The organism is Pseudomonas sp. LABIM340, assembly GCF_040017195.2.
Classification (GTDB): Bacteria; Pseudomonadota; Gammaproteobacteria; order Pseudomonadales; family Pseudomonadaceae; genus Pseudomonas.
The window spans coordinates 5,452,110-5,474,373 of record NZ_CM200227.1; the positions used below are offsets into that span (position 1 = coordinate 5,452,110).

The window sequence follows — 22,264 nt, forward strand, 5'->3', positions numbered from 1 at the left end:
GAACTAATTCCCCTTCAGCGCGACGGGTTTGAACAGCAGCGCAGCATCCGCTCCCACCTCGCCCCCCACGGAGAGATACAGCGTGTTGAACGCATTCAGCGATGCCAGGCGGCTGCTCACTTCCTGCAGTTGCCCATCGAAGAGTTTCTCCTCGGAAGTGGTCACATCCAGGTAGGTGGAATATCCGCCCTCGTACAAGCGACGCGCCTGCAGCGAGTACGTTTGCAACGCACTGACCTGCTGCTCGACCGCAGCCAACTGCGCCGCCGTCTCCCGTGTGCCCACCAGCGCATCGTTCACATCGGCCAACGCCGATTGCACCGTGCCCTTGTAGGCGAGTACCGACTGTTGGTACCCGGACTTCGCCTGGAGCACCTGCCCGGAGATGGCGCCGGCATCGAACACCGTCTGGTTCAGCCCCAGGGCAAGGTTCCAGACCTTCGACGCACTCTCGAACAACTGCCCACTCTCGCCCCGGCTGAAGCCGATCATCCCCGACAGGTTCAGGTCCGGCAGGTACAGCGCCTGCGCCGCGCCGACCATGGCGTTACTGGCGACGACGGCCTGCTCGGCCTGCAACAGATCCGGGCGTCGCGACAGCAAGGTGGCCGGCAGGACGTCTGGCACCTTCGGCGCGCGCAGGGAGGACAGGCGCTCATTGCGCACGATAGGGCCGGGGTTTCGGCCGAGCAGCACCGAAAGCGAGTTTTCCGCCGAGCTGATTTTCGCTCTCAAGGGCGGAATCGCCGCCTGGGTCGCCCAGTAGTCGTTCTGTGCCTGGCTGAGTTCGATCTGGCGGATCACTCCTCGGTCATAGCGCTTCTGGAAGATGTTCAGGGCGTCCTTGCGCGCCTGCGCCGTCTGCTCGGCGATGGCGAGTTGTTCGTCCAGTGCCAGCAGGTTGAGGTAGCCCTCGCTGATCGAGCTGGCGAGGCTCAGCGCCACGCCGCGCTGGGCGTACTGCGCAGCGAGCAGTTGCGCGCTCGCGGCCTCGCTCTGGCGACGCAGCTTGCCCCAGAGGTCGATCTCCCAGCTGGCGTTCAGGCCGGCTTGATACTGGTTACTCGTCCCGTCGAACCCGGCAAGCGGCGTGTCGACGAACTCGTCGCTCAGCGCACGCTTGGCTCCGACACCCACCCCCAACTGCGGGAACAGCCCCGCCCGTACCGTGCGCAATTGACCTCGGAACTGCTCAATGCGCGCAGAGGCACGTTGCAGGTCGAGATTGTTCGCCAGCCCCTCCTTGACCAGCGATGGCAAGGTGGAAGAACCGAACTGGTTCCACCACGGGCCATCGACCTGGGACTCGGTGGCGTTCAGGTGCGCCCTGTAGGTCGCCGGCATGGCGACCTCGGGGCGTTGATAGTCAGGGCCGATCATGCAGCCGGCAAGGGCTGAAACGGCCAACCCCAGCATGAGTTTTCTGGCAGTCATCAGTGCGCCTCCTGGGTAGTGTCGCCACTGGGCGTCGCAGACGCAGTCACGGAACCCTGGGATTTTTTTCGCCGTTCGCTGAGGCGTTCGACGATGCAGGAGAACAGCGGCACGAACACCAGCGCCAGGCTGGTAGCCGCGAGCATGCCGCCGATGATGCCGGTGCCGATGGAGTGCCGGGAATTTGCCCCCGCCCCGCTGGCGATGGCCAGCGGCACGGCGCCGAAGATGAAGGCCAGCGACGTCATGATGATCGGCCGCAGGCGCAGCTCCACCGCCTTGAGCACCGCGTCCAGCGGCGCCAGGCCGGACTGGCGCTGCAGGATGACGAACTCGACGATCAGGATCGCGTTCTTCGCCGCCAGCCCCACCAGGGTGACGAGGCCGATCTGGAAGTACACGTCGTTGGAGATGCCGCGCAGCCAGATCGCCACCAGCGCCCCGAAGATGCCGAAGGGCACCGCACTGAGCACAGTCAGCGGCAGCGACCAGGACTCGTACTGGGCCGCCAGGATGAGGAAGACCATGATGATGCCGAAGGCGAACACCAGCACCGTGGTGTTGCCCGCCTTGTTCTCCTCGAAGGCCTCGCCACTCCAGGCAAAGCTGTAGCCCGGCGGCAGTTCCTGCTGGGCAAGCTCCTGCATCGCCTTGATGGCGTCACCGGAGCTGTAGCCGGGGCCAGCGTTGCCGGCGATCTTCGCCGCGGGGAAGTTGTTGAAGCGCGTCACCAGACTCGGCCCGGAGGTGAACTCGGTCTTCACCAGGGCGGACAGCGGGATCATCTTGCCGTCCTTCTGCCGTACGTAGAGGTAGCCCAGGTCGGTCGGCGAACTGCGGTATTGCGCATCACCCTGCACGATTACCTGCCAGACCCGACTGCCCAGCACGTACTGGCTGATGTAGGCCGAGCCGAACTGGGTCTGCAGCGCGCCATACACATCGGCCATCGGCACGCCCAGCGTCTCCGCCTTGGCGTTGTCGACCGAAACGCGCATCTGTCGGGTCGAGGCCTGGAACGTACTGATCAGGCCGGACAGTTCCGGGCGCTTGGCGGCGGCGCCGATGAGTTTCCAGGTGGCAGCCTGGAGCTCCTTCGCATCGCCATTGCCGCGGTTCTCCACCCAGAACTCGAAACCGCCCTGGGTCCCCAGGCCGGGAATCGACGGCGGGTTGATGGGGATGATGCGGGCCTGGGGAATGGTCGCCAACTTGGGGTACAGGGCGCGGATGATGCCATCGGCCGACATCGCGTCGCCCTTGCGCTGCTCCGAAGGCTTCAGGTTGAGGAACACCGTGCCCATGTTCGTCTGGTTCTGGCCATCGATGAAGCTGTAGCCGGAAATCGCCGATGCGTCCTGCACCGCCGGGTGCTCGCGGAACATCGCCGCGACCTGCTCGGTCGTCGCCTCAGTGCGGTCCAGGCTCGCCGAGTCCGGCATCATCACGGCAACCAGCAGGTAGCCCTGGTCTTCTTCGGGCACGAAGCTGGTGGGAATCTTCGAGAACAGCGCGGCGATACCCAGCAGCATGACAGCGAACAGCGCCAGCGCCAGCACCATGCGCCGCACGACCAGGGAAACCAGGCCGACAAAGCCATGGGTCATCCTGTCGAAGGCCTGGTTGAACCACTCGAAGCCCCTCCAGCGCGCATGCTGGCCCGGCTTGAGGATCAGCGCGGCGAGCGCCGGCGACAACGACAGGGCGACGAAGCCGGAGATGATCACCGAGCAGGCGATGGTGAGGGCGAACTGGCGATACAGCAGGCCGGTGGTACCACTGACGAAGGCTACGGGAATGAACACCGCGCAGAGCACCAGCACGATCGCGATCACCGGGCCGGTCACCTCCTCCATCGCCTTCACAGTCGCGTCGTGGGCGCTCAGGTGGAACGACTCCATGTTCCGCTCGACGTTCTCCACCACCACGATGGCGTCGTCCACCACGATGCCGATGGCCAGGACCAGGGCGAATAGCGTCAGCAGGTTGATCGAGAAGCCCAGCGCCAGCAGTGCGCCGAAGGTGCCGATCACCGCGACGACCACTGCGACCACCGGAATCAGGGTGCTGCGCACGCTCTGCAGGAAGATGAAGACCACCATTACCACCAGGGCGATGGCGATCAGTAGCGTGACCACTACCTCATGGATCGAGGAGCGGACGAACTCGGTGGTATCCAGGGAGACGGCATAACCGATGCCCTGGGGGAAAGTGGTAGACATGTCCGCCAGCGCGGCGCGGACGTTCTTCGACACTTCCAGGGCGTTGGAGCCGGCCTGCTGGTAGACCGCGATCATGGTCGCCGTCTTGCCGTTGAGCGAAGAGCGCATGCTGTACTGGTTGAGGCCGATCTCGGCACTGGCCACGTCGCCCAGGCGAACGATGGCGGTGCCATTGGCGTCGGCGCGCAGGATGATCTGCTCGAACTCCTTGGCAGTCTTCATGCGCCCCGGCGTAACCAGCGGGTAGGTCAGTTCCATCATCCCCTGGGACGGGGCCTGGCCGATGTTGCCGGCACCGAACTGCTGGTTCTGCTGGCTGACCGCGTTCTGCACGTCGGTCGCGGTGATGCCCAGCTCCGCCATGCGGTCCGGCTTGAGCCAGATGCGCAACGCGAGGTCCGCGTCGCCCATGATCTGCGCCTGGTTGGCGCCCTGGATGCGCTTGATCGCGTCCAGCACGTAGAGGTTGGCGTAGTTGCCCACGTACTGCTGGTCGAAGCTGCCGTCCGGCGAGTAGATCGCCAGCAGCATGAGGAAGCTGGAGGAACGCTTCTGCACGTTCACGCCGTTCTGCTGCACGGACTGCGGAAGCTGCGCCAGCGCCTGGCTGACGCGGTTCTGCACCTGGACCTGGGCGATGTCCGGGTCGGTGCCGATGTCGAAGTACACGTTCAGGGTCATCTGCCCGGTGGGCGAGCTGACCGACTGCATGTACAGCATGTTGTCGACACCGTTGACCTGCGTTTCGATAGGCGCCGCCACGGTTGAAGCGATGGTCTGCGAATCGGCGCCTGGATAGGTCGCCGTCACGGTGATCTGGATGGGGGTGATGTCCGGGTACTGCGCCACCGGCAGGGCGAAGATGGAGACGCCGCCGGCGATGATGATGATCAGCGATAGCACCATCGCGAAGATGGGACGCTCGATACAGAAACGGGAAAGCATGACGGTCGCCTCACTCTGCCTTCGGGGTCACTGGGCCGAAACTGCCGGCCGGAGCGTCCCCGGTAATCTTCAGGGGGGCACCGGGCATGAGCTTTCCGGCGCCATCGACCACCACCCGCTCGCCGCCCTTGAGCCCCTTTTCGACCCGCCAGAACTCACCGGATGGCTCGGCCATCTGCACCGGGCGCTCCTCGGCCTTGTCGCCGTTGACCACGTAGACGAAGTCGCCCTTGGGTCCGTGCATGACAGCTCGTTGCGGAAGCTGAATGGCATTGGCGTAATTCGCCCCCCTCAGGGTGATGCGCACGAACTGACCAGGGCGCAACTCGCCCTTGGGATTGGCGAAGTCGGCGCGGACCATGAAGGTGCCGGTCTGCTGGTTGAAGGTGGAAGACGCAAAGCTCACCACGCCGGTCGCCGGGTAGCGCGAGCCGTCCGACATCTGCAGGTGCGCCTCGAGACGGCCGTCGGCCGGCAGCACCAGGCGGCCGCTTTCGCGCAGGTCGCGGATAGCGAGGAACTGCTCCTCGCTCACGCTCAGCACCACGCGCATCGGGTCCAGCGTGGACACCGAGGTCAGCAGGCTATTGCTGGCGTTGACGTAGGTCCCGTTGTTGACGTGGGCGTAGTCGCTGATGCCATCGACCGGGGAACGCACGTAGGTGTAGGAGAGGTTCAGCTCCTGCGTCCTGACCTGGGCCAGCGCCGCCTCCATGGAGGCCTCGGCGGACTTGGCCGTGCCGATGGCATCGTCGCGATCCTTCGGACTCAGCGCCTTTTCCGCCGCCAGCGGCAGCACGCGGTCCAGGTTGGCCTTGGCGCGTTCGTAGCTGGCCTTCTGCGCGGCGTACTGCGCCCTGGCCGAATCAAGCTGCGCCTGGAACGGCGCGTGGTCGATCTCGAAGAGCAGGTCACCGACCTTCACCAGACTGCCTTCGTTGTAGTTGCGCCTGAGCAGGAAGCCATCGACCCGGGCATGGATGTCCACCGCCTGTGGGCTCTGGGTCTGGCCGACGAAGGTCATGCTCGCCGGCAGGTTGGTCGGCTTCGCCACAGCGGTCGTGACAGCGACTGGAGCGGCCCCGGCGGGCGTTTTTTCCGCCCGGTCACAGGCAGTCAGGAATACGGTCGCGAGTAGTACTGCGCAGGGGCACAGAGGAGTCAGGCGCATAGTCAATCCACAGCGAATGCCCGAAGGCAAGGGAACAGGAAAAGGGAGTTCCCGCCACGGCGAGAACTCCGCGATGGCATCAGTTGGAGGACTTGGCCGGCGCCGCCGACTGGGCGACCGGGTGAGCAGTGACGATCTGCAGGGTGTCCTCGTAGGTCACCGTCAGCATCTGGCCGCTCTTCAGCTCGTTCATACGGCTGCGCAGCTTGACGTCATCGACCTGCACCACCTTGGTCGCGCCGTTCGGCCCTTCGAAGGTCAGCTCATGCTTTTTGAGATTGATACCGACGATCTTCAACTGGACGCGGGCCATGCGAAACGCGTCGCCACCGGGATGGGGGTTGGTTGGCGTGGCCATCGCCGCGCCATCGACTTCGAGGGCGCCGGGAGCCTGCGTCTGCACCTGGGTATCAAGGTCAAAGGCAGCGGAGTGGACGACCAGCGCGGCGATGTAATCGCCCGCCTTGAGGTGCCCCAGGTCCTGCGCGGCGTCGGTCAATTGCACGGTCAGCGGCTTGCCGGCCTCGTCCTCGACGACGATGCGGCGGTCCTTGGCATCGACGGAGATGACCTTGGTCACCACCTCATCGGACACCACCGCGGTGCCCAGCGGAATATCGGCGGCCATTACCGGGGCCGTGGCCGCCATGGCCAAAACAGCGATCAGTGGCAGAGTCTTGAGTATTTGCATGAGGAACCCTCCTTGGGCTCGTTTTCTGGTGAACGGAACAGCTAGGCGAAGTGGCTGCATCACTGGACGAGGGGCGCGGTATCACTGACCGCGGTGCGACTGTCGGGCGTCAGGCAGAAAGCGATGTACACCGCCTGCCGATCACAGCCGCGGCGCCGAGGGTGTATTCGGTGCGGTTGTTGGCATAGGCGAGCCGGGGGACCTTGCTCGACAGCACGGTGGCAGCGGCGTCCAGGCATTCGAGTTCGAACCGCGCACGGGACAGGGCGGTGCTGATCGCCGCGTTCTGGTTCTGCGCGATGAACTGCTGGTCGGTCATGCAGCCGCTCAGGGAAGCGGCGCAGACCAGCAAGGTAAAGGCGGGAAACAACGGCAGGCCATTGGCGAGGATGGCCGCAATGGAGGGGCGCAGGTGCATGGCGACTCCTTGCTGAAGAGTGATCGCCTGGGAAATTTGCACCGTTGAACGAGCGTACGGGGACGGCAATCCGAGGCAGGGACCGCTACCTTAATCGCCATCCGGAGCGCTGAAATCGGGGTGGAGACAGATACGGATGGTCCCCCTGTCAGTTGCGCCAAATTCCTACATGAGTGACACAGATATCCGAGGAACCGCCCTGCGAAATACCGTCCTAGAGCCTACAGACGAACGGGCGTACCGGTTTCCCGGTACGCCCGTTCGTTCAGCTCGCTGGGAGAAATCAGGCCAGTTGAGCGGCCTTTTCCGAAGCATCGGCCGTCGCCGGCTCTGGCTCGGCGCGGCAGGCGTTAGTCAGGGTCAGGTCCTTGGTCTCCGGTGCCCAGGCGATGGAGATGACCGCCCCCAGCAGCAGGATGCCGGCGAGGATCGCCATGGTCGGATTGAGGCCGATGCCCGCCACGCTGACCGGCAGCAGGAAGGTGCTCAGTGCCGAGCCCAGGCGGCTCGCCGCCGTGGCCAGACCGATACCGCCGGCGCGCACTTCAGTGGGGAAGCTTTCCGCCGGATAAACGCCGACCAGGTTGCTCACCGCCGACAGCACCAGGGTGAACAGGCCGAAGCACGCCACCATCAGCCAGGCCATGCTGCCCGGCAGCAACACCAGCAGGAACAGGGAAGCGGCGAGGATCAGGAAGGAGTTGATGAGGAAACCACGACGGCTGAACTTGATGGTGCACCAGATGCCCAGCAGGGCCCCGACCACCAGCAGCGCGTTGAGCATCATCTCGGTGCCGAAGCCTTCGGCGAGCCCCATCTTCTGCAGGATCGACGGCAGGAAGGTGTAGATGGCGAAGTACGGCATGACAATGCAGATGAAGAACAGGCAGTTGAAGGCCGTGCGCTTGCGGTACTCGCGGCTGAACAGCGCGCTGTAGCCGGCGTGCTTGCGGGTGATGACTTCTTCGTCGATCTCCACGTTGGCGCCCAGGTGCTTGCGCACGATGGCACGGGCTTCCTCGACGCGGCCCTTGTGGATCAGCCAGCGCGGCGACTCTGGCGTGCCGATACGGGCAATCAGGATCATCGCGGCGGGGATCGCCGAGGACGCCAGCATCCAGCGCCACGCGTCGTCGCCCAGTGGCAGCAACGCGGTGCCGACGAAGGTGGCGGCGACATAACCGAAGGTCCAGATCACGCTGAACGAGCCCAGCAGCACGCCACGGTGCTTGCGTGGAGAGAACTCGGCGAGCATGGCGTGGCCGACGCTGAAGTCGCCGCCCAGGCCGATGCCGATCAAGACCCGGCAGAGGAACAGCTGCATCGCGGTTTCGACGTAGAACTGCATTACCGAGGCGATGGTGATCAGCACGAAGCTGATGAGGAAGATTTTCTGCCGACCGAGGTGGTCGGAAACCCAGCCGAAGAACAGGCTGCCGAAGAACAGCCCGAGCAGCGCGGAGCTGCCGATCAGGCCCTGCCAGAACGGCGTCAGCGCCATCTGCGGGTTGATCAGGGTGAAGGCGATACCGATGAGACCGAGGATGTAGCCGTCGGTGAAGTGGGCGCCGAAGGTGAGCCCGGCGATCTTGATGTGGAACCTGCCGATGGGCAGGTCATCGATTTTGACTGGTTGACCCGACATGATCGTCTCCGACTTTTTGTTATTGGAAACACAGCGAGGTTGAGCCGCCGCGTCCCGGACGACGCGGCGGATGAGGCAGAACTCCTTGGCGAAGCGTCAGGCGGACAGACCGCCCATGAGCAGGTACTTGATCTCCACGTAATCCTCGATGCCGTACTTCGAACCTTCGCGGCCCAGGCCGGATTCCTTGATGCCGCCAAAGGGCGCCACCTCGGTGGAGATGATTCCTTCGTTGATGCCGACCATGCCGGCCTCCAGACCCTCGGCCATGCGCCAGACGCGACCGATGTCGCGGCTGTAGAAATAGGCGGAAAGTCCGTAGGGCGTATCGTTCGCCAGACTCAGGACTTCAGACTCGTCGCGGAATCGGAAACAGGCTGCTACAGGGCCGAAGGTTTCCTCACTGGCAATCAGCATTTTCGGACTCGCTTCGGCCAGCACAGTCGGCTCGAAGAAGGTGCCGCCCAACGCATGGCGACGGCCACCGCAGAGCAGCTTCGCGCCCTTCTCCAACGCATCGCCGACGTGCTGCTCGACCTTGGCCAGCGCGGCTTCGTTGATCAGCGGGCCCTGCTCGGTTTCGCCTTCCAGTGCATTGCCCACGCGCATGGCACGCACCGCTTCGGTGAGACGCGATACAAATGCGTCGTACACCCCGTCCTGGATGTAGAAGCGGTTCACGCACACGCAGGTCTGCCCGGTGTTGCGGAACTTCGAGGCCATTGCACCGCGCACGGCAGCCTCGATATCGGCATCGTCGAAGACGATGAAGGGCGCGTTGCCGCCCAGCTCCAGCGAGACCTTCTTCAGCGTCTCCGCCGCCTGGCGCATCAGCAGCTTGCCGGTGCGGGTCGAGCCGGTGAACGACAGTTTGCGCACCGAACCCGATGCCTGCAGCGCGCCACCGATGGCCGGGGCGTCGCCGGAAACGATGTTGAACACGCCCGGCGGAATGCCCGCCTCTTCCGCCAGCACCGCGAGGGCGAAGGCCGACAGCGGGGTTTCTTCCGAAGGCTTGAGGATCATCGTGCAGCCGGCGGCCAACGCCGGACCGACCTTGCGGGTAACCATCGCCAGCGGGAAGTTCCATGGGGTGATTGCCGCGACCACGCCGATGGCCTGCTTGATCACCACGATGCGCGCATCGCCCTTGTGCGAGGGGATCACGTCGCCATACACGCGCTTGGCTTCCTCGGCGAACCACTCGAGGAAGCTCGCCGCGTAGGCGACCTCGCCTTGGGCTTCGGCCAGCGGCTTGCCCTGCTCGCTGCTGAGCAGGCGCGCCAGGTCGTCCTGGCGCTGCAGCATCAGTTCGCCCCAGCGGCGGATGCGCGCGCTGCGCTCTTTGGCGGTGAGTGCGCGCCAGGCCGGCAGCGCTCGTTCAGCAGCGGCAATGACAGCGTTGGTCTCCTCGGCGCCGCCACGGGCGACTTCGACGATCAGCTCGCCAGTAGCCGGGTTGCGCACCGGGTAGGTTGCGCCGCCATTCACCCATTGGCCATCGATGTAGTGGCCGGTTTTCAGCAGCGCGCTCATGCCACCGCCTCCGTCAGCGAAAAGGCTTCGCGCATGGGGCGGGCGGCGCGCAGGATGCGCTTGCCGGCGGTGTAGTCGTTGATCACGTCGCAGGGCGTGTAGTTGCGTTCCAGCTCAAAGATTTCCTCGTCGTCCAGGCGGGTCTCCAGCGCGGCCAGGGCGCTGTCGAACTGCGCAGTGGTGTCGGCGCCGACCAGCATGCAATCCACGCCCGAATGCTGCAGGACCCAGGCCTGGGCGATCTGCGCGTTGGACACGCCGCGGCGCTGGGCAACGCGCTGTACGGAGTGGGCGATCTCGAAGGAGGCCTCGTCGGCGTACATCTGCTGAGTGAAGAAGTCGGTCTGGTTGCGCGTGGAGTTCGCGTCGCCGGTCAGCCGGCCGCGCGCCAGCGGGCTGAACACCGAGACGCCAAGGCCCTGGTCGCGGCAGAACGGGATCATCTCGCGCTCCTCCTCGCGGTAGGCGCAGTTGAGCTGCAGCTGCATGTTGATCGGCTTGACCCAGCCGTTGCGCTCGCAGGCCATGAGAATCTTCGCCAGCTGGCCGGTGAGCATGGTGGACACGCCGATGTAGCGGGCCTTGCCGGCGCGGACGATATCGTTCAGCGCGCCCATCACTTCTTCCACCGGGGTGTTCACGTCGTAGAAGTGCAGCATGTAGATGTCGACGTAATCCATGCCCATGCGCTTCAGCGAGGCATCGATGCCATCCATGATGTGCTTGCGCGAATGACCGCTGGCGTTGATGCCGGGGCGGGTGCCGTAGCCGACCTTGGTGGTGATCACCACGTCCTCGCGGCGCACCAGGCGCTTGAGGATGCGGCAGACCACTTCCTCGCCGACGCCGGCCGAGTAGAAGTCGGCCAGATCGATGAAGTTCACGCCGGCGTCCAGCGCGTGCTTGACGATCGGCTCGCTCCTGGCCTCATCGAAAATCCACGGTTTCCAGTCCGGGGTGCCCATGTTCATGGTGCCCAGGCACAGCTTGGAAACCTGCAGGCCGGAGTTGCCGAGACGGATGTATTGCATGCTGCTGACCTCAGGCCTTGGGGGTGTAGAAGGGGTTGGCGATGGCGTTGACCACGTCGGCCAGCTGCGCGCGTTCGGGCTTGCAGCTCAGCGCCGCGCGGATCGCAGTGCGGCAGGCGTTGTAATTGTTGCGGTAGACGGCATCCAGGTCGTCGCAGGCCGGATTGACCCAGTTGGCGGTGACGATGGCCCACTCGTCCTCGGCTTCCGGCGGCAGCGTGCCGTCCAGCAGCGCCTCGGTGACGGCCTTGGCGATGCCGGCCTGGGACGCGCCCCAGGTAGCGTTGGCGTGCAGGTCGCCGTTGATCTCCGCCTTGTTCACGTAAAGGGTCATCGGCTTGACCGGAATGTTCGGCTGCGCGATCACCATGAATGGGCAGTGCCCCTGGCTGGGCGAGGCGAGGCTGCTGGAGAAGGCCTGGCCGGCCGGTCCGCTGCGCGGGCCGAGCAGAATATTGATGTGCGCGGCGTTGACGCCGGGGCCTTCGAAACCTTCACCGATGTACAGGTCGAGCTTTTTCATGGGGTACCTCATGGAACCGTGGGGGTGTAAGAAAGCCCGGGCCTGCGTGCGCGGCCCGTGGCAAAAACGGCGCAGAGCGCCGGGAGAAAGTCGGTGTGGGATCAGGAATCGACGGGCGAGTCGGACGGATGCGCGAAGGCACCGGACAGGCCGGAACACGGAGGACGGATCGAGGGCAGGGAAAGCAGGGAAGTGATCATGTCGCGTCGCTCTTTGTTGTTGTCGATGAGCTGGTGCGACGATTTTTAGCACCAGGCCAAATCGGCCCGGTAACCATAAAAACTCAAGGAGTTATGAGTTCAAGTCATACCCGGATGCGGGCGAAAAACCAGGTCACATCCTGAGTTCTGCAGATAAAAAAACCGGCGCAGGGCATTGCCCTGCGCCGGCCTTCATCAACCGAACAGACTCAGTCTGACTGGATGCAGGCGACCCGGTAGAGGCCATCCTCGACTTCAACACCATGGGTATCGTGGGTGAAGCCCGGGAAACGCTGGTCGAAAGCCTCCAGCGCCTTCAGGTAACCCAGTAGCGGACCATCGGCGGGCCCGGCGTTCTCACCCGGCATTAGCAGCGGAATGCCCGGCGGATAAGGCACCACGCCAGTCGCCACGGTGCGGCCGCTCATTTCCTCCAGCGTCAGCCACTCGATACGGTTCTTCACCAGTTGCTCGTAGGCAGCGCTCGGGCTCAGCCGCGGCTCGGGCAGCAGCGAGAAGGCCTGCCCCATCAGCGCGGTGGTATCCAGCTCGGCCATCGCTTCGAACATTCGGTCGCAGAGGTCCTTCAGGCCCAGGTCGGCATAGCGCTGCGGCCAATCGGCCACCAGCTGCGGCAATGCACGGGGCAGCGGCAAGTTGGCGTCGTAGTCGCGCTTGAACCCCAGCAAGGCATTGACCAGCGTGCCCCACTTGCCTTTGGTGATGCCGATGGAAAAGAGGAACAGCAGGGTGAAGTCGGTGGTCTTCTCCACCACGATGCCTTGCTGCGCGAGGAAGGCGGTGAGTACCGCGGCGGGAATACCCACCGGCATCAGCCCACCGGTGGGCGAGATGCCCGGCGTCACCACCGAGACCTTGATCGGATCGAGCATGCAGTAGCCTTCCTCGATCTCGCCGAAGCCATGCCACTGCGCCCCGGGAGCCAGGGTCCAGCAGTGCGGGTCGCTGACCAGCAGGTCCTCGTCCGCCTCGAAGAAGGCCACCTTGCGGCCGGTGCGCGGGTCGCGCACTTCGTCAGGCTGCCAGGCGTCGAAGAACCAGTCGCCCTGCTCGGCGAAATCATTGTTCAGGCGCGCCAGCAGACGCCGGAAGGCCACCGCCTCGCGTATAGCGTCAGTGGTCAGCGCCACCCCGCCCTGCCCGTCCATCATCGCCGCCGAGACGTCGTTGGAGGCGATGATCGCGTACTGCGGCGAAGTGGACGCATGCATCATGTAGGACTCGTTGAAACGCGCGTGCTCCACCGGATTGCGCCCATCGCGCACATGGATGAAGGATGCCTGGGACAAGGCCGCCAGCAACTTGTGGGTGGACTGGGTGGCGAACACGGTGGGACGATCCGCGCCATGCTCGGCAGGGTCGCCGTGCATCGCGTGGCGTTGGCGGTAGAGCGGGTTGAAACGCGCATAACCGTACCAGGCTTCGTCGAAGTGCAGGCGGTCGACGCTTTGGCCGAGCAACTCCTCGACTCGTGCCACGTTGTAGCAGAGGCCGTCGTAGGTGGAGTTGGTAATGATGGCGTGGCGCGGTGTCGGATCGATACCCGGGTGGACGAGTGTGTTGTCGGCGATATGCCGTTTCACCGCCACGGCGGTCAGGTGCTCGGGCCGGATCGGTCCGATCAGCCCGAGGTGGTTGCGCGATGGCACCAGGTAGGTCGGGATCGCCCCCGACATGGTCATCGAATGCTCTGCCGACTTGTGGCAATTGCGATCGCACAACGCAATCTGGTCACGAGTGACGCTGGCCATCAGGATGACCCGGTTGGACATCGAAGAACCGTTGGTGACGTGATAGCTGCGATGGGAGCCGAATACCCGCGCGGCGTAGCGCTCGCTCTCGCCGATGGGGCCGCTGTGGTCGAGCAGGGAACCCAGATCGCCGACGGAGATCGACAGGTCCGAGCGCAGCAGCTCCTCGCCAAAGAAGTCGAAGAACGCGCGCCCGGCCGGCGACTTGAGGAATCCCGTTCCGCCGGTATGGCCCGGCGTATGCCAGGAATACTCGTAGACGCGGGAGAATTTCATCAGCGCCTTGAACATCGGCGGCAGCACCGCCTCGCGATAACGCTCGACGGCGGCGACGATGCGGCCGCCGATGAAATCGGTGGTGTCTTCCAGCAGCCAGATGAAGTCGTCCGACTGGCGCAGCGCCTGCAGCTCGATGGACGCCGCATCGCCACGCGAAGCCATGAGGAAAGCAGGCATCCGTGCATTACGTCGACGCAGTGTCTCCAGTACCGGCAATGCACCGCCAGGCAACTCCCAGTTCAGCAGCAGGCATTGCAGGGCCGGATTCGAATCGATAACGGCGCAGGCGTCCGCGGCCGTCGCAGCGAGCAGCACAGTCACACCGCGCCGCTCGAGGTCCTGGGCCAACGCTCGCACGGATCGACCCGCCGAGGTGACCTGATCCTGCGCCTCATGGACCATCAGGGCGACAACATCAAGGGTGTTCTTGGTAACGGATTCGGACATGAAAACTCCTCGAATCGGCTGGCAGCACTCGCGCTACCAGCCAGGCAGACGCCTGCCCCGCCTTCAGCGCCATCGGAGGAGGCGCGGGCAGGCGGGGAAATCAGTTGGGGGCTTGAGCGGGAACGGCGGGAGCGCTGGCGGCAGGCTGGAGTACCCGCGGGCGCAGATTGAGGTTGTCGTGTCGGCCGACCGAAACCCAGAACATCGCTGCCAACGCGATGATGGTCAGTGCCAGGGTGCCGAAGCGGATCCAGCCAGGAGAAACTCCGCCCGGATGGACGCCGGTCTCCTCGACAGTGCGCATGCTGTTGATCGACAGCTCGTAGAAGATGATCGTGGAGACCACGAAGATCAGCGACCAGCGCGTTTGTTCGCCGTCGGAGCCGACCATCGCCCAGAGGCTGTAGATCGCCGCAATGACGCCGACGAAGGTGTAGAAGCCGTACTGGCGGGCAGGCATCTTTCGGTAGCCCAGCACCTTGATGGCGACTGCCGAGTAGATGTACGGCAGCAGCGTCATGATCACCGCGATGGAGGCGATCTTGCCGAACTGCTCGCTGGCAGTCGGCGACATGGTCGCCAGCACCTGGATGCTCATGATCGCCGCGACAATGGCCAGGCCAGCCGAAGGTACGCCCTTGGCGTTGACCTTGGCGAATACCTTGCCGAACAGGCCGTCGTCTGCCGCAGCCTTGGCTGTCTGCCCGACCAGTAGCGTCCAGCCGGCCAACGAGCCCAGGCAGCCAATCGCCGCACAGAGCGCAACTATGTTCGCCGCGGTATCACCCAGCGCCAGGCGGGCTGCGTCGGCGAAAGGAGCACTGGAGGCCAGCAGCTCCTTGTTGGGAATCATGCCCATGATCGCGGTGGAGCTGAGCACATAGCAGACGGCTGCGATGAGTACGCCACCTACAGTGGCGATCGGTACGTTGCGCGCGGGGTCGCGTACCACACCTGCGGAAACCGAAGCGCTCTCCACGCCGATGAAGGCCCACAGCGTGTAGTTCAGGGTCGAGCCAACCGCTTCGAAGCCACTCTTGCCGGAGACGTTCCAACCCGCCTCGTAGATGTCGCCGCTGAACCAGAACCAGCCCAGCAGCGCCATGCCGATGATGGGGAACAGGGCAAAGACGGTGGTGAAGGATTGCAGCTTGCCGACCACCGACGGGCCGAGGATGTTGGCGTAGGTGAAGAACCAGATCACCGCGATCTGCGCCATGGCGGAGACCAGAGGGTCCTTCAGACTGGGGAAGAAGTGCGACAGGTAACCCAGGCCGGCCACCGCCAGGCCGACGTTGCCCACTACATTGGCCAGCCAGTAGATCAGGTTGCTCTGGTAACCCATGTAGTTGCCGAACGACTTCTTGGTGTAGGCGTAGGGGCCGCCCGCCACCGGATCGATCGCCGACAACTTGGCGAAGACCAGGGCCAGGGACACCGCGCCAACGATGGTGATGAACCACCCGTAGAGGGCGATCCCTCCCGTGGTGGCAAGATTGGCCGGAAGCATGAACACTCCCGAGCCCATCATGTTGCCGGCCACCATCAGCGTGGCCGCTACCACCCCGATCTTGTTGCTGTCGGCTTGTTCCATCGCGTGACTCCCTGAAAAAAGAAGTCACGATTCTTCTGCCGTCACCCAGGTCCTGAAATCGCTTGGCTTCCCATAGCGCGGGCCGAATTTTCCTTAACAATCCAACGGCGAAATCCGTCTATTCCGGGGATCCTGCGTGGTTTCCGCTTCAGAGCCCGATGCGCTCGAAGAAGCCCGGCCCTTCGACTTCCTTGCCACTGGCGGCGATGCTCACTGGCTCCTGGACCTGTCGCGTGGCGGGGATTTCCCGCGAGCCCAGCTCCCTGCCCACCAGTTGCAGCGGGCCGGCGCCCTGGCCGGCGGTGTGTTCGTACTTGGGCGGCGTGTGGGTCTCGTCGTAGCGCAGGTAGTAGACCTCGCCGGCGCGGGCTTCCAGGGTGAAGCCGGCGATCAGGGTGAAGTCCAGGCTGCCGCCGGCAAAGAAGGTCCAGAAGCTGCCCAGCAGCGGGCGACGCATCTGCAGCGGATAACTGCCGGGGGCGAAGCTCAGGGCGAAGTAGCCGTTGCTCGGCAGGCTGCCGATCAGCTCGTTGTTGATGAACAGGCCGGGCGCTTCCAGCTCTTCGTCGGACCACTGGTTCTGCGGCCGGTAGATGTACACCGTGGCCTGCTGCGAATCCGCAGGCAGTGCGCCGAACGGCGGCCCGTCCACCGCGCCGAAGAACGCACCGGGCGAGCTGCAACCAGCAAGCATCAGGAGAAAGGCGCACAGGGCCACTCGGAGCATGGAAAGTCCCTCTTATGGTTATCCCCGGAGCATAACCAGCGCTTCGCGCCTTGCCACCCGTCGAAAGTCCGGGTCTACGGCATCACAGTTACCGGCGCCCTCGCCCCCGCCTATCCCTTCCTGTTTGACACTGTTCCCAGGCAAGCGAAGTATTACCTGGTATTACCTTTTAGTAAGAGGTGTGAACATGGCCACTTCGGTCAAACTCGACGAGGAAATGCTCGCCCGAATCCGCGAACTGGCCGAGCTGCGCCAGCGCTCGCCGCACTGGATCATTCGCGAAGCCATCGGCCAGTACGTGGTGCGCGAAGAGCAGCGCGAAAAGCTGAAGAAGGACACCGAGCAGGCGTGGGAGGAGTTCCAGGCAACCGGTCAGCACGTCACCGCGGAGGCCGTGGAGAACTGGCTGAACAGCTGGGGCGCTGAGGACGAACAAGACACTCCGAAATGCGAGTGATCTACGCGCCTGCAGCACTGCGCGACCTCGAACGTCTGCGGCGTTTCCTGCGGGAAACCAACCCTGCCGCCGCACGCCGCGCCGGCCGGATCATCATCGAAGCCACCCAGGCCCTCGCCGCCTACCCGCAGATGGGCCGGCTGATCGATGATCTGCCGGTGGCCTTTCGCGAATGGCCGATCGATTTCGGCGACAGCGGTTACCTCGCCCGCTACCGCATCGACGGTGAAACCCTGGTGATCCTCGCCATCCGCCACCAGCGCGAAGCCGGCTACTGAACCCGTATCAACTCAGGTCCTTGAGCCAGAACATCATCGACTTGGCGGTCTCCTGTTGCTCGCCGATATCGCGCCAGTGGTATTCGGTCTGCAGAGAGGGTTGCGGAGTGAAGCCGCGCTGCAGCCAGAAGGCGTCCGGCGAGCGGTAGCTGGCAGGGCGCGCGCGATGCTCCGGCGGCCGCCGAAGGGCGCAGAAGGCACACCAGTCGAAGCGATCCAGGCCCCGCGCAAAGCGCTCGCGTTCCTCGAAGAAGCGCCGGTCGAGATCGGCGCTGCGGTACTCCGGCAGAACTACCGACTCGCCAAAATAGAAGATTCGTTCCGGGTTCCAGCCCTGCACCAGGAACGGCTGCTGCAAAGCCTCGGATTCGTCCAGCAACGGCAGCCCGGTCGAGGCGCCCACTACCCTGCCCTCATCGATCACCAGCACGCACAGGCTCCAGGCTGAACGTACGTGGCTGTCGAGGTATCCGGCTTCGAATTCCGGGCTGCCGTCGAAGAGGTACGGATACTCGCGGAACACAGTGATGCGCAGTCGCGCCAGATCATCGATGAACGGGCGGAGGGCATCACCGCTGAGCAGACGGATATCCAGGGGCATGGCGGGAGTCCGCAGGTGCCGCCGCCGGCAAGGTGGCAGCAATGTTGAAACCTAGCATGGGCCGTGAAGCCAGCCGAAGTTCCAACCACGACAGAAGCGTATCCCTGCGCGTCAGCCTTCAAGGCAGTCCGCGGGCGTGGCCGACGGACACGCCTCAGGACTCCGTCGCCACCCGTCGCCGCGCGGCTGGCGGTGCGGGCGGCGTGGGCAGCAGGTGACGCACCAGCCATTTGCGCACCGGCACCACGCAGCGCTCCTGCACCAGCACGCAGCTGGTGACCATGAACAACAGGAACAACGGGTAGAGCCACAGCGACAGCTGCTGGTGGGTCGCCGACTCGACGCAGAAGGCCCAGTCTGCCAGGCAGTCGCCCGGTGCGCGGATCAGCTTCTCGGTGCGCGAGAACAGGGTGAACAACGGCACATGCAGGGCGAACAGCGACAGCGACGCCGCCCCCAGACGTGGCGACCAGTGGCGGATCAGGCTGCTCTGTGGGTCGCGCGGCAAGGCGCTCATGTACACCAGCACCAGCTGCGCCGGCAGCAGCAGGCCGTTGTGCAGCAGGAAGTACCAGTACTTGGCGCCGTGGGTGTAGAGGTAATCGGCAACGAGGAAGTTGGCCAGCACGAAGGTGCCCATCGCCACCAGCATCCCGTGCCCCGGCAGGCGGCCAGCGTCCTTGTACTCGCGGAACAGCCCGTAGGCGAGGATGCCGCTGAGGAACTCCGGCAGACGCAGCAGCGGGTTGCGGTGCAGCAGGCCGGTCCAGGGCATGCCGTACTGCTCGCTGGCGACCACCAGGATCGGCGGAATCAGGTAGAGCACCCACAGCACCAGCAGCCAGCGCCACTTGTTCTGCAGGCACGCCAGGCGCGGTGCGACAAAGGGGAAGCAGAGGTAGAAGAAGAACAGCGTCGACAGCGACCAGAGAGGCGCGTTGAAGGTCAGGTAGTACGGGTTCCAGGCCTGCATCATGGTGAGCTGGAGGATGCTGTTGAACAGCAGTTCGCGGTCGCTCATCCAGTGGTGGAACAGCTCCGGCTGCAGCCGGCCGATGGCCTCGTTGGTGTCGTAGATGACGAAGCGCGGCGTCGCCTGGTCGAGGTCCGGGCCGATGCCCAGCCCGCTTACCACCAGCAACACGACGATGGTCAGCAGGATCGAGAAGATGTGCAGCGGGTAGAGGTTGGACAGGCGCTTGGTGAAGAAGCTGCGCGGGCTCTCGCGCAACTGCCCATCGGTGACGTAGACGTGGCAGAGCAGGAAGCCGGAGAGCACGAAGAAGGTGCTGGTGGCGAAGAAGCCCAGCGCGGTGAGGTCATCGAGGCCCGCGAACTTCTGCTCCGCCGGGTAGCTGTGCAGCGTGTGGTAGATCACCACGTAAAGGCCCATCAGGAAGCGCAGCCATTCCAGCCCGATGAATCGCTCCTTTTTTTGTATGTTCTCCACGCTTCTCTCCTTCCGAATAGGCGAACGACAGCTGGACGAACCACTTCAACATCATCGGCGACGGTCGAGGAAGTTCACCATCAGTCGGTCCAGCGAGCCCCACAGGCGCTCGCGCAGGCGCTTCCACCAGGGGCGCGCGCGCCAGAAAGTCAGGTCGATCTCGCGGCTCTGTGCAAAGTCGGCGGCCAGGCAGTCGGCAACCGCCGCGGTGAATTGCGGATCGAACGCTTCTACATTGGCCTCCAGATTGAACCGAAGGTTCCAATGATCGAAGTTGCACGAGCCGACGCTGACCCAGTCATCGACCAGTACCATCTTCAGATGAAGGAAACGCGGCTGGTATTCGAAGATCTTCACCCCGGCGCGCAGCAGGCTCGGGTAATAGCGCTGGCCCGCGTAGCGCACGGGCGCATGGTCGGTGAGGCGCCCGGTGAGCAGCAGACGCACGTCGACGCCGCGCTGAGCCGCCTTGCGCAGGGCGCGGCGGACCTTCCAGGTCGGCAGGAAATACGGCGTCGCCAGCCACACACGCTGGTGCGCGCCGCGCAGCGAACGCACCAGCGCCTGGAGAATGTCGCGGTGCTGGCCGGCGTCGGCATAGGCGACCCGCGCCAGTCCTTCGCCGTAGTTGGGGATCGGCGGCAGGCGGGTCAGCAGGACTTCCTCGCGGGGCTTCCAGGCGCGCACGCCGAGACAGGCATTCCACTGCCGCTCGAACAGGCGCTGCCAGTCGGCGACGATCTGGCCGGTCATCTCCACCATCACTTCGTGCCAGTCGCTGCGATTCTCCCGCGCGGACCAGAACTCGTCGGTGGCACCGGTGCCGCCGACATAGGCGATGCGCTCGTCCACCAGCAGCAACTTGCGGTGATCGCGGTACAGGTTGCGGATGCCGGCCTTCCAGTTCAGCGGGTTGTACTGGCGCAGTTCACCGCCGGCCTCCAGCAACTGCCGCGTCCAGGCGCTGGAGAGCTTGAGGCTGCCGAAGGCGTCGAACAGGCAACGTACCTTCACACCGCGCGAGCGCGCCGCCAGCAGGCGGTCCAGCAACGCTTCGGCGCAGCTGCCGCTTTCTACCAGGTACAGCTCCAGTTCGATCTGCCGTTCGGCACTGTCGATGGCGGCGAACATGCGCGGGAAGAAGCGCTCGCCATCGCAGAGCAGGGCGAAACGGTTGCCCGTCCGCCAGGGGAAGATCGGGCCGCTCACCGCGAGGCGAAGATCAGCACGGCGCCCACCGGCACCGACAGGCCGATGCTCTTGAGCCCGGCCAGTTTGCGCAGCTGCGCCACGCCTGGTGCGAGGCCGAAGTCAGCGGCGTTGATTACCAGCGGCGAGAGCGTCACCACCTGGAAGCGATGCTCGTCCAGGCGGGTGATCAGCACATCGGTGCGGTAGTCCTTCGCCTGGCCGTTCAGCTCCAGGCGCAGCGGCAGGCGCGTTTCCAGCTGCACACCATTGGCGAGATCGGTGATGGGGCGCAGGTCGATGGTCGAGGTGATGCGCGCCTCGGGGAATTTCTCGGTATCGAACAGCTTGTCGCGCACACGTTCGTCGCGCAGCGGGATGCCGGTGCTCAGCGAGTCCATCTCGATGCGCAGCTCCACCTGGCCCTGCTGCTCCACCTTGCCGTGCATCACCAGGAAGCGGTTCACCTCGGCGATATCGGCGTTCTTGGTGGTGACGAAGGTCAGCCGCGAGGACTCGTAGTCGAGGTACCAGGCAGCCTGGGCGGAAGCGGCGAAGCAGGCCGCGAAGAGGAAGGCGAACAGCGAGCGCATGAAATCCCTTACATGGAAAACGGATGGATCAACGGCCAACGATAGCGGCCCGCCGTCGCCTTGCAAACCGGCCGACCGGCGAGCCCATTGGGCAGGCGTGGGCGCCAATGGTTCAGTCGGCCAGCAACGCGGGAATCCCGGCCACCAGCGCATCGATGGCGCAACGGATCTTCGACGGCATGTAGCGGGTCTTCGGCCACACCGCATGGATCTCCAGCGGCGGCAGGTTGCAGCGCCCCGTAACCGTCACCAACTCGCCGAGCTTCACGTGCCGCGCCAGCAGCCAGGACGGCAGACGCGCCAGGCCGAAGCCGGCCACGGCGGCAGCAGTGATGGCTTGCAGGTCGTCCATGCTCAGCTGCGGGTCGATGTCGATACGTTTCGCCTGGCCGTCGTCCTCGCGCAGGTCCCAGGGCGAGGTGACACCGGCAACCGAATAGCTGATGGCCGCGTGGCCGGCGAGATCGTCCAGCGCCTCGGGCCTGCCGTGTTCGGCGATATACGAGGGCGCCGCGCCGATGCTGGTGTATTGCACGCCCAGCTTGCGCGCGGCGAGGGTGGCGCTGTCATTCAGCGGGCCGATGCGCACGGCGAGATCGAAGCCCTCTTCCACCAGGTCGACGCGGCGGTCGGTGAACGACAGGTCGATCTTCAGCGACGGATACTGCCGCGCCAGCGCCAGCATCAGCGGTACCACGCAGAGGTGGCCGAAGGAGATCGGCACGCTGACCCGCAAGCGCCCACGCGGCTCCATCCGCCCGCCTTCCAGCGCGGTGTGCGCGGCGTCCAGCTCGGCCAACGCGCGCACGCAGCTGTCGTAGAACACCTGGCCGTCGTCGGTGAGGTTCTGGCTGCGCGTGGTGCGTTGCAGCAGGCGCACGCCCAGGCGTGCCTCCAGCCGGGCGATGGCCTTGCCCACCGCCGAACGCGTGAGGTTCAGGCGCTCCGCCGCGAGGGCGAAGCTGCCGGCATCGACCACCTGGACGAAGGTGGCGATGCCATCGAGTCGGTCATCCATCGCGCGCCCCTTTGAATCCTGAAAAGACCCAATGATGGGACCAA

19 protein-coding genes are annotated in these 22,264 nt (G+C 64.7%); 2 read left to right on the top strand and 17 right to left on the bottom strand.

The window, feature by feature from the left end; translation table 11 throughout:
• Window positions 1–3: 3 nt before the first annotated feature.
• The 12 genes from ABKS89_RS25110 to ABKS89_RS25165 form a co-directional block, all read right to left on the bottom strand.
• Window positions 4–1,434 (bottom strand): efflux transporter outer membrane subunit, encoded by a 1,431-nt coding sequence (locus ABKS89_RS25110; RefSeq protein WP_348587452.1) that lies wholly within the window; start codon window positions 1,432–1,434, stop codon window positions 4–6.
• A complete protein-coding gene (locus ABKS89_RS25115) occupies window positions 1,434–4,601 on the bottom strand; it encodes an efflux RND transporter permease subunit (protein WP_348587454.1) in 3,168 nt (1,055 codons plus the stop codon). The genes ABKS89_RS25110 and ABKS89_RS25115 overlap by 1 nt, the downstream gene beginning before the upstream one ends.
• 10 nt (window positions 4,602–4,611) lie before the next feature.
• Window positions 4,612–5,655 carry an efflux RND transporter periplasmic adaptor subunit gene (locus ABKS89_RS25120; protein ID WP_348587456.1) on the bottom strand — a complete coding sequence of 348 codons (1,044 nt, stop codon included), beginning with the start codon at window positions 5,653–5,655 and terminating at the stop codon, window positions 4,612–4,614.
• Window positions 5,656–5,851: 196 nt separating this feature from the next.
• Window positions 5,852–6,463: a hypothetical protein gene (locus tag ABKS89_RS25125; protein WP_348587457.1), complete on the bottom strand. Its 612-nt coding sequence runs from the start codon at window positions 6,461–6,463 to the stop codon at window positions 5,852–5,854.
• A 109-nt stretch (window positions 6,464–6,572) separates the two neighbouring features.
• Entirely contained in the window at window positions 6,573–6,881 is a 309-nt protein-coding gene (locus ABKS89_RS25130; RefSeq protein ID WP_348587458.1) for a hypothetical protein, read from the bottom strand.
• Between the two features lie 283 nt (window positions 6,882–7,164).
• Complete coding sequence (locus tag ABKS89_RS25135; RefSeq protein ID WP_348587459.1) at window positions 7,165–8,526, bottom strand: MFS transporter; 1,362 nt, start codon at window positions 8,524–8,526, stop codon at window positions 7,165–7,167.
• A 96-nt stretch (window positions 8,527–8,622) separates the two neighbouring features.
• Window positions 8,623–10,062, bottom strand: coding sequence for an NAD-dependent succinate-semialdehyde dehydrogenase (locus ABKS89_RS25140; protein WP_348587460.1), 1,440 nt, complete (start codon window positions 10,060–10,062; stop codon window positions 8,623–8,625).
• Window positions 10,059–11,093 (bottom strand): aldo/keto reductase, encoded by a 1,035-nt coding sequence (locus tag ABKS89_RS25145; protein WP_348587461.1) that lies wholly within the window; start codon window positions 11,091–11,093, stop codon window positions 10,059–10,061. The genes ABKS89_RS25140 and ABKS89_RS25145 overlap by 4 nt, the downstream gene beginning before the upstream one ends.
• Window positions 11,094–11,103: 10 nt before the next feature.
• Window positions 11,104–11,616 (bottom strand): formaldehyde-activating enzyme, encoded by a 513-nt coding sequence (fae, locus tag ABKS89_RS25150; protein ID WP_138215989.1) that lies wholly within the window; start codon window positions 11,614–11,616, stop codon window positions 11,104–11,106.
• A gap of 409 nt (window positions 11,617–12,025) precedes the next feature.
• Window positions 12,026–14,314, bottom strand: a complete 2,289-nt coding sequence (locus ABKS89_RS25155; protein WP_348587462.1) for an Orn/Lys/Arg family decarboxylase — start codon at window positions 14,312–14,314, stop codon at window positions 12,026–12,028.
• A 100-nt stretch (window positions 14,315–14,414) separates the two neighbouring features.
• Entirely contained in the window at window positions 14,415–15,908 is a 1,494-nt protein-coding gene (gene adiC / locus ABKS89_RS25160) for an arginine/agmatine antiporter (RefSeq protein WP_348587464.1), read from the bottom strand.
• 148 nt (window positions 15,909–16,056) lie between these two features.
• On the bottom strand, window positions 16,057–16,635 hold the full coding sequence (locus ABKS89_RS25165) for a DUF2846 domain-containing protein (protein WP_348587466.1): 579 nt from the start codon (window positions 16,633–16,635) through the stop codon (window positions 16,057–16,059).
• A 187-nt stretch (window positions 16,636–16,822) separates the two neighbouring features.
• Here ABKS89_RS25165 and ABKS89_RS25170 point away from each other — a divergent pair, with 187 nt between their 5' ends.
• A complete protein-coding gene (locus tag ABKS89_RS25170; RefSeq protein WP_199287148.1) occupies window positions 16,823–17,092 on the top strand; it encodes a CopG family ribbon-helix-helix protein in 270 nt (89 codons plus the stop codon).
• Window positions 17,083–17,370 (top strand): type II toxin-antitoxin system RelE/ParE family toxin, encoded by a 288-nt coding sequence (locus ABKS89_RS25175; protein ID WP_348587468.1) that lies wholly within the window; start codon window positions 17,083–17,085, stop codon window positions 17,368–17,370. Before ABKS89_RS25170 ends, ABKS89_RS25175 begins: the two co-directional genes overlap by 10 nt.
• A gap of 7 nt (window positions 17,371–17,377) precedes the next feature.
• On the opposite strand, the gene ABKS89_RS25180 is transcribed toward ABKS89_RS25175, so the two are convergent.
• The 5 genes from ABKS89_RS25180 to ABKS89_RS25200 all read right to left on the bottom strand — a co-directional run bounded on the left by ABKS89_RS25180 (window position 17,378) and on the right by ABKS89_RS25200 (window position 22,220).
• The gene (locus tag ABKS89_RS25180; protein WP_348587640.1) at window positions 17,378–17,965 is read right to left on the bottom strand and encodes a GNAT family acetyltransferase; all 588 of its coding nucleotides are present in this window, start codon (window positions 17,963–17,965) and stop codon (window positions 17,378–17,380) included.
• A 160-nt stretch (window positions 17,966–18,125) separates the two neighbouring features.
• Window positions 18,126–19,364, bottom strand: a complete 1,239-nt coding sequence (locus tag ABKS89_RS25185) for an acyltransferase family protein (RefSeq protein ID WP_518301059.1) — start codon at window positions 19,362–19,364, stop codon at window positions 18,126–18,128.
• A gap of 108 nt (window positions 19,365–19,472) precedes the next feature.
• The gene (locus ABKS89_RS25190) at window positions 19,473–20,630 is read right to left on the bottom strand and encodes a phospholipase D-like domain-containing protein (RefSeq protein WP_348587472.1); all 1,158 of its coding nucleotides are present in this window, start codon (window positions 20,628–20,630) and stop codon (window positions 19,473–19,475) included.
• Window positions 20,627–21,202 (bottom strand): YceI family protein, encoded by a 576-nt coding sequence (locus tag ABKS89_RS25195; RefSeq protein WP_138215981.1) that lies wholly within the window; start codon window positions 21,200–21,202, stop codon window positions 20,627–20,629. The genes ABKS89_RS25190 and ABKS89_RS25195 overlap by 4 nt, the downstream gene beginning before the upstream one ends.
• Before the next feature lie 112 nt (window positions 21,203–21,314).
• Window positions 21,315–22,220, bottom strand: coding sequence for a LysR family transcriptional regulator (locus ABKS89_RS25200; RefSeq protein WP_348587474.1), 906 nt, complete (start codon window positions 22,218–22,220; stop codon window positions 21,315–21,317).
• Window positions 22,221–22,264: the final 44 nt, after the last annotated feature.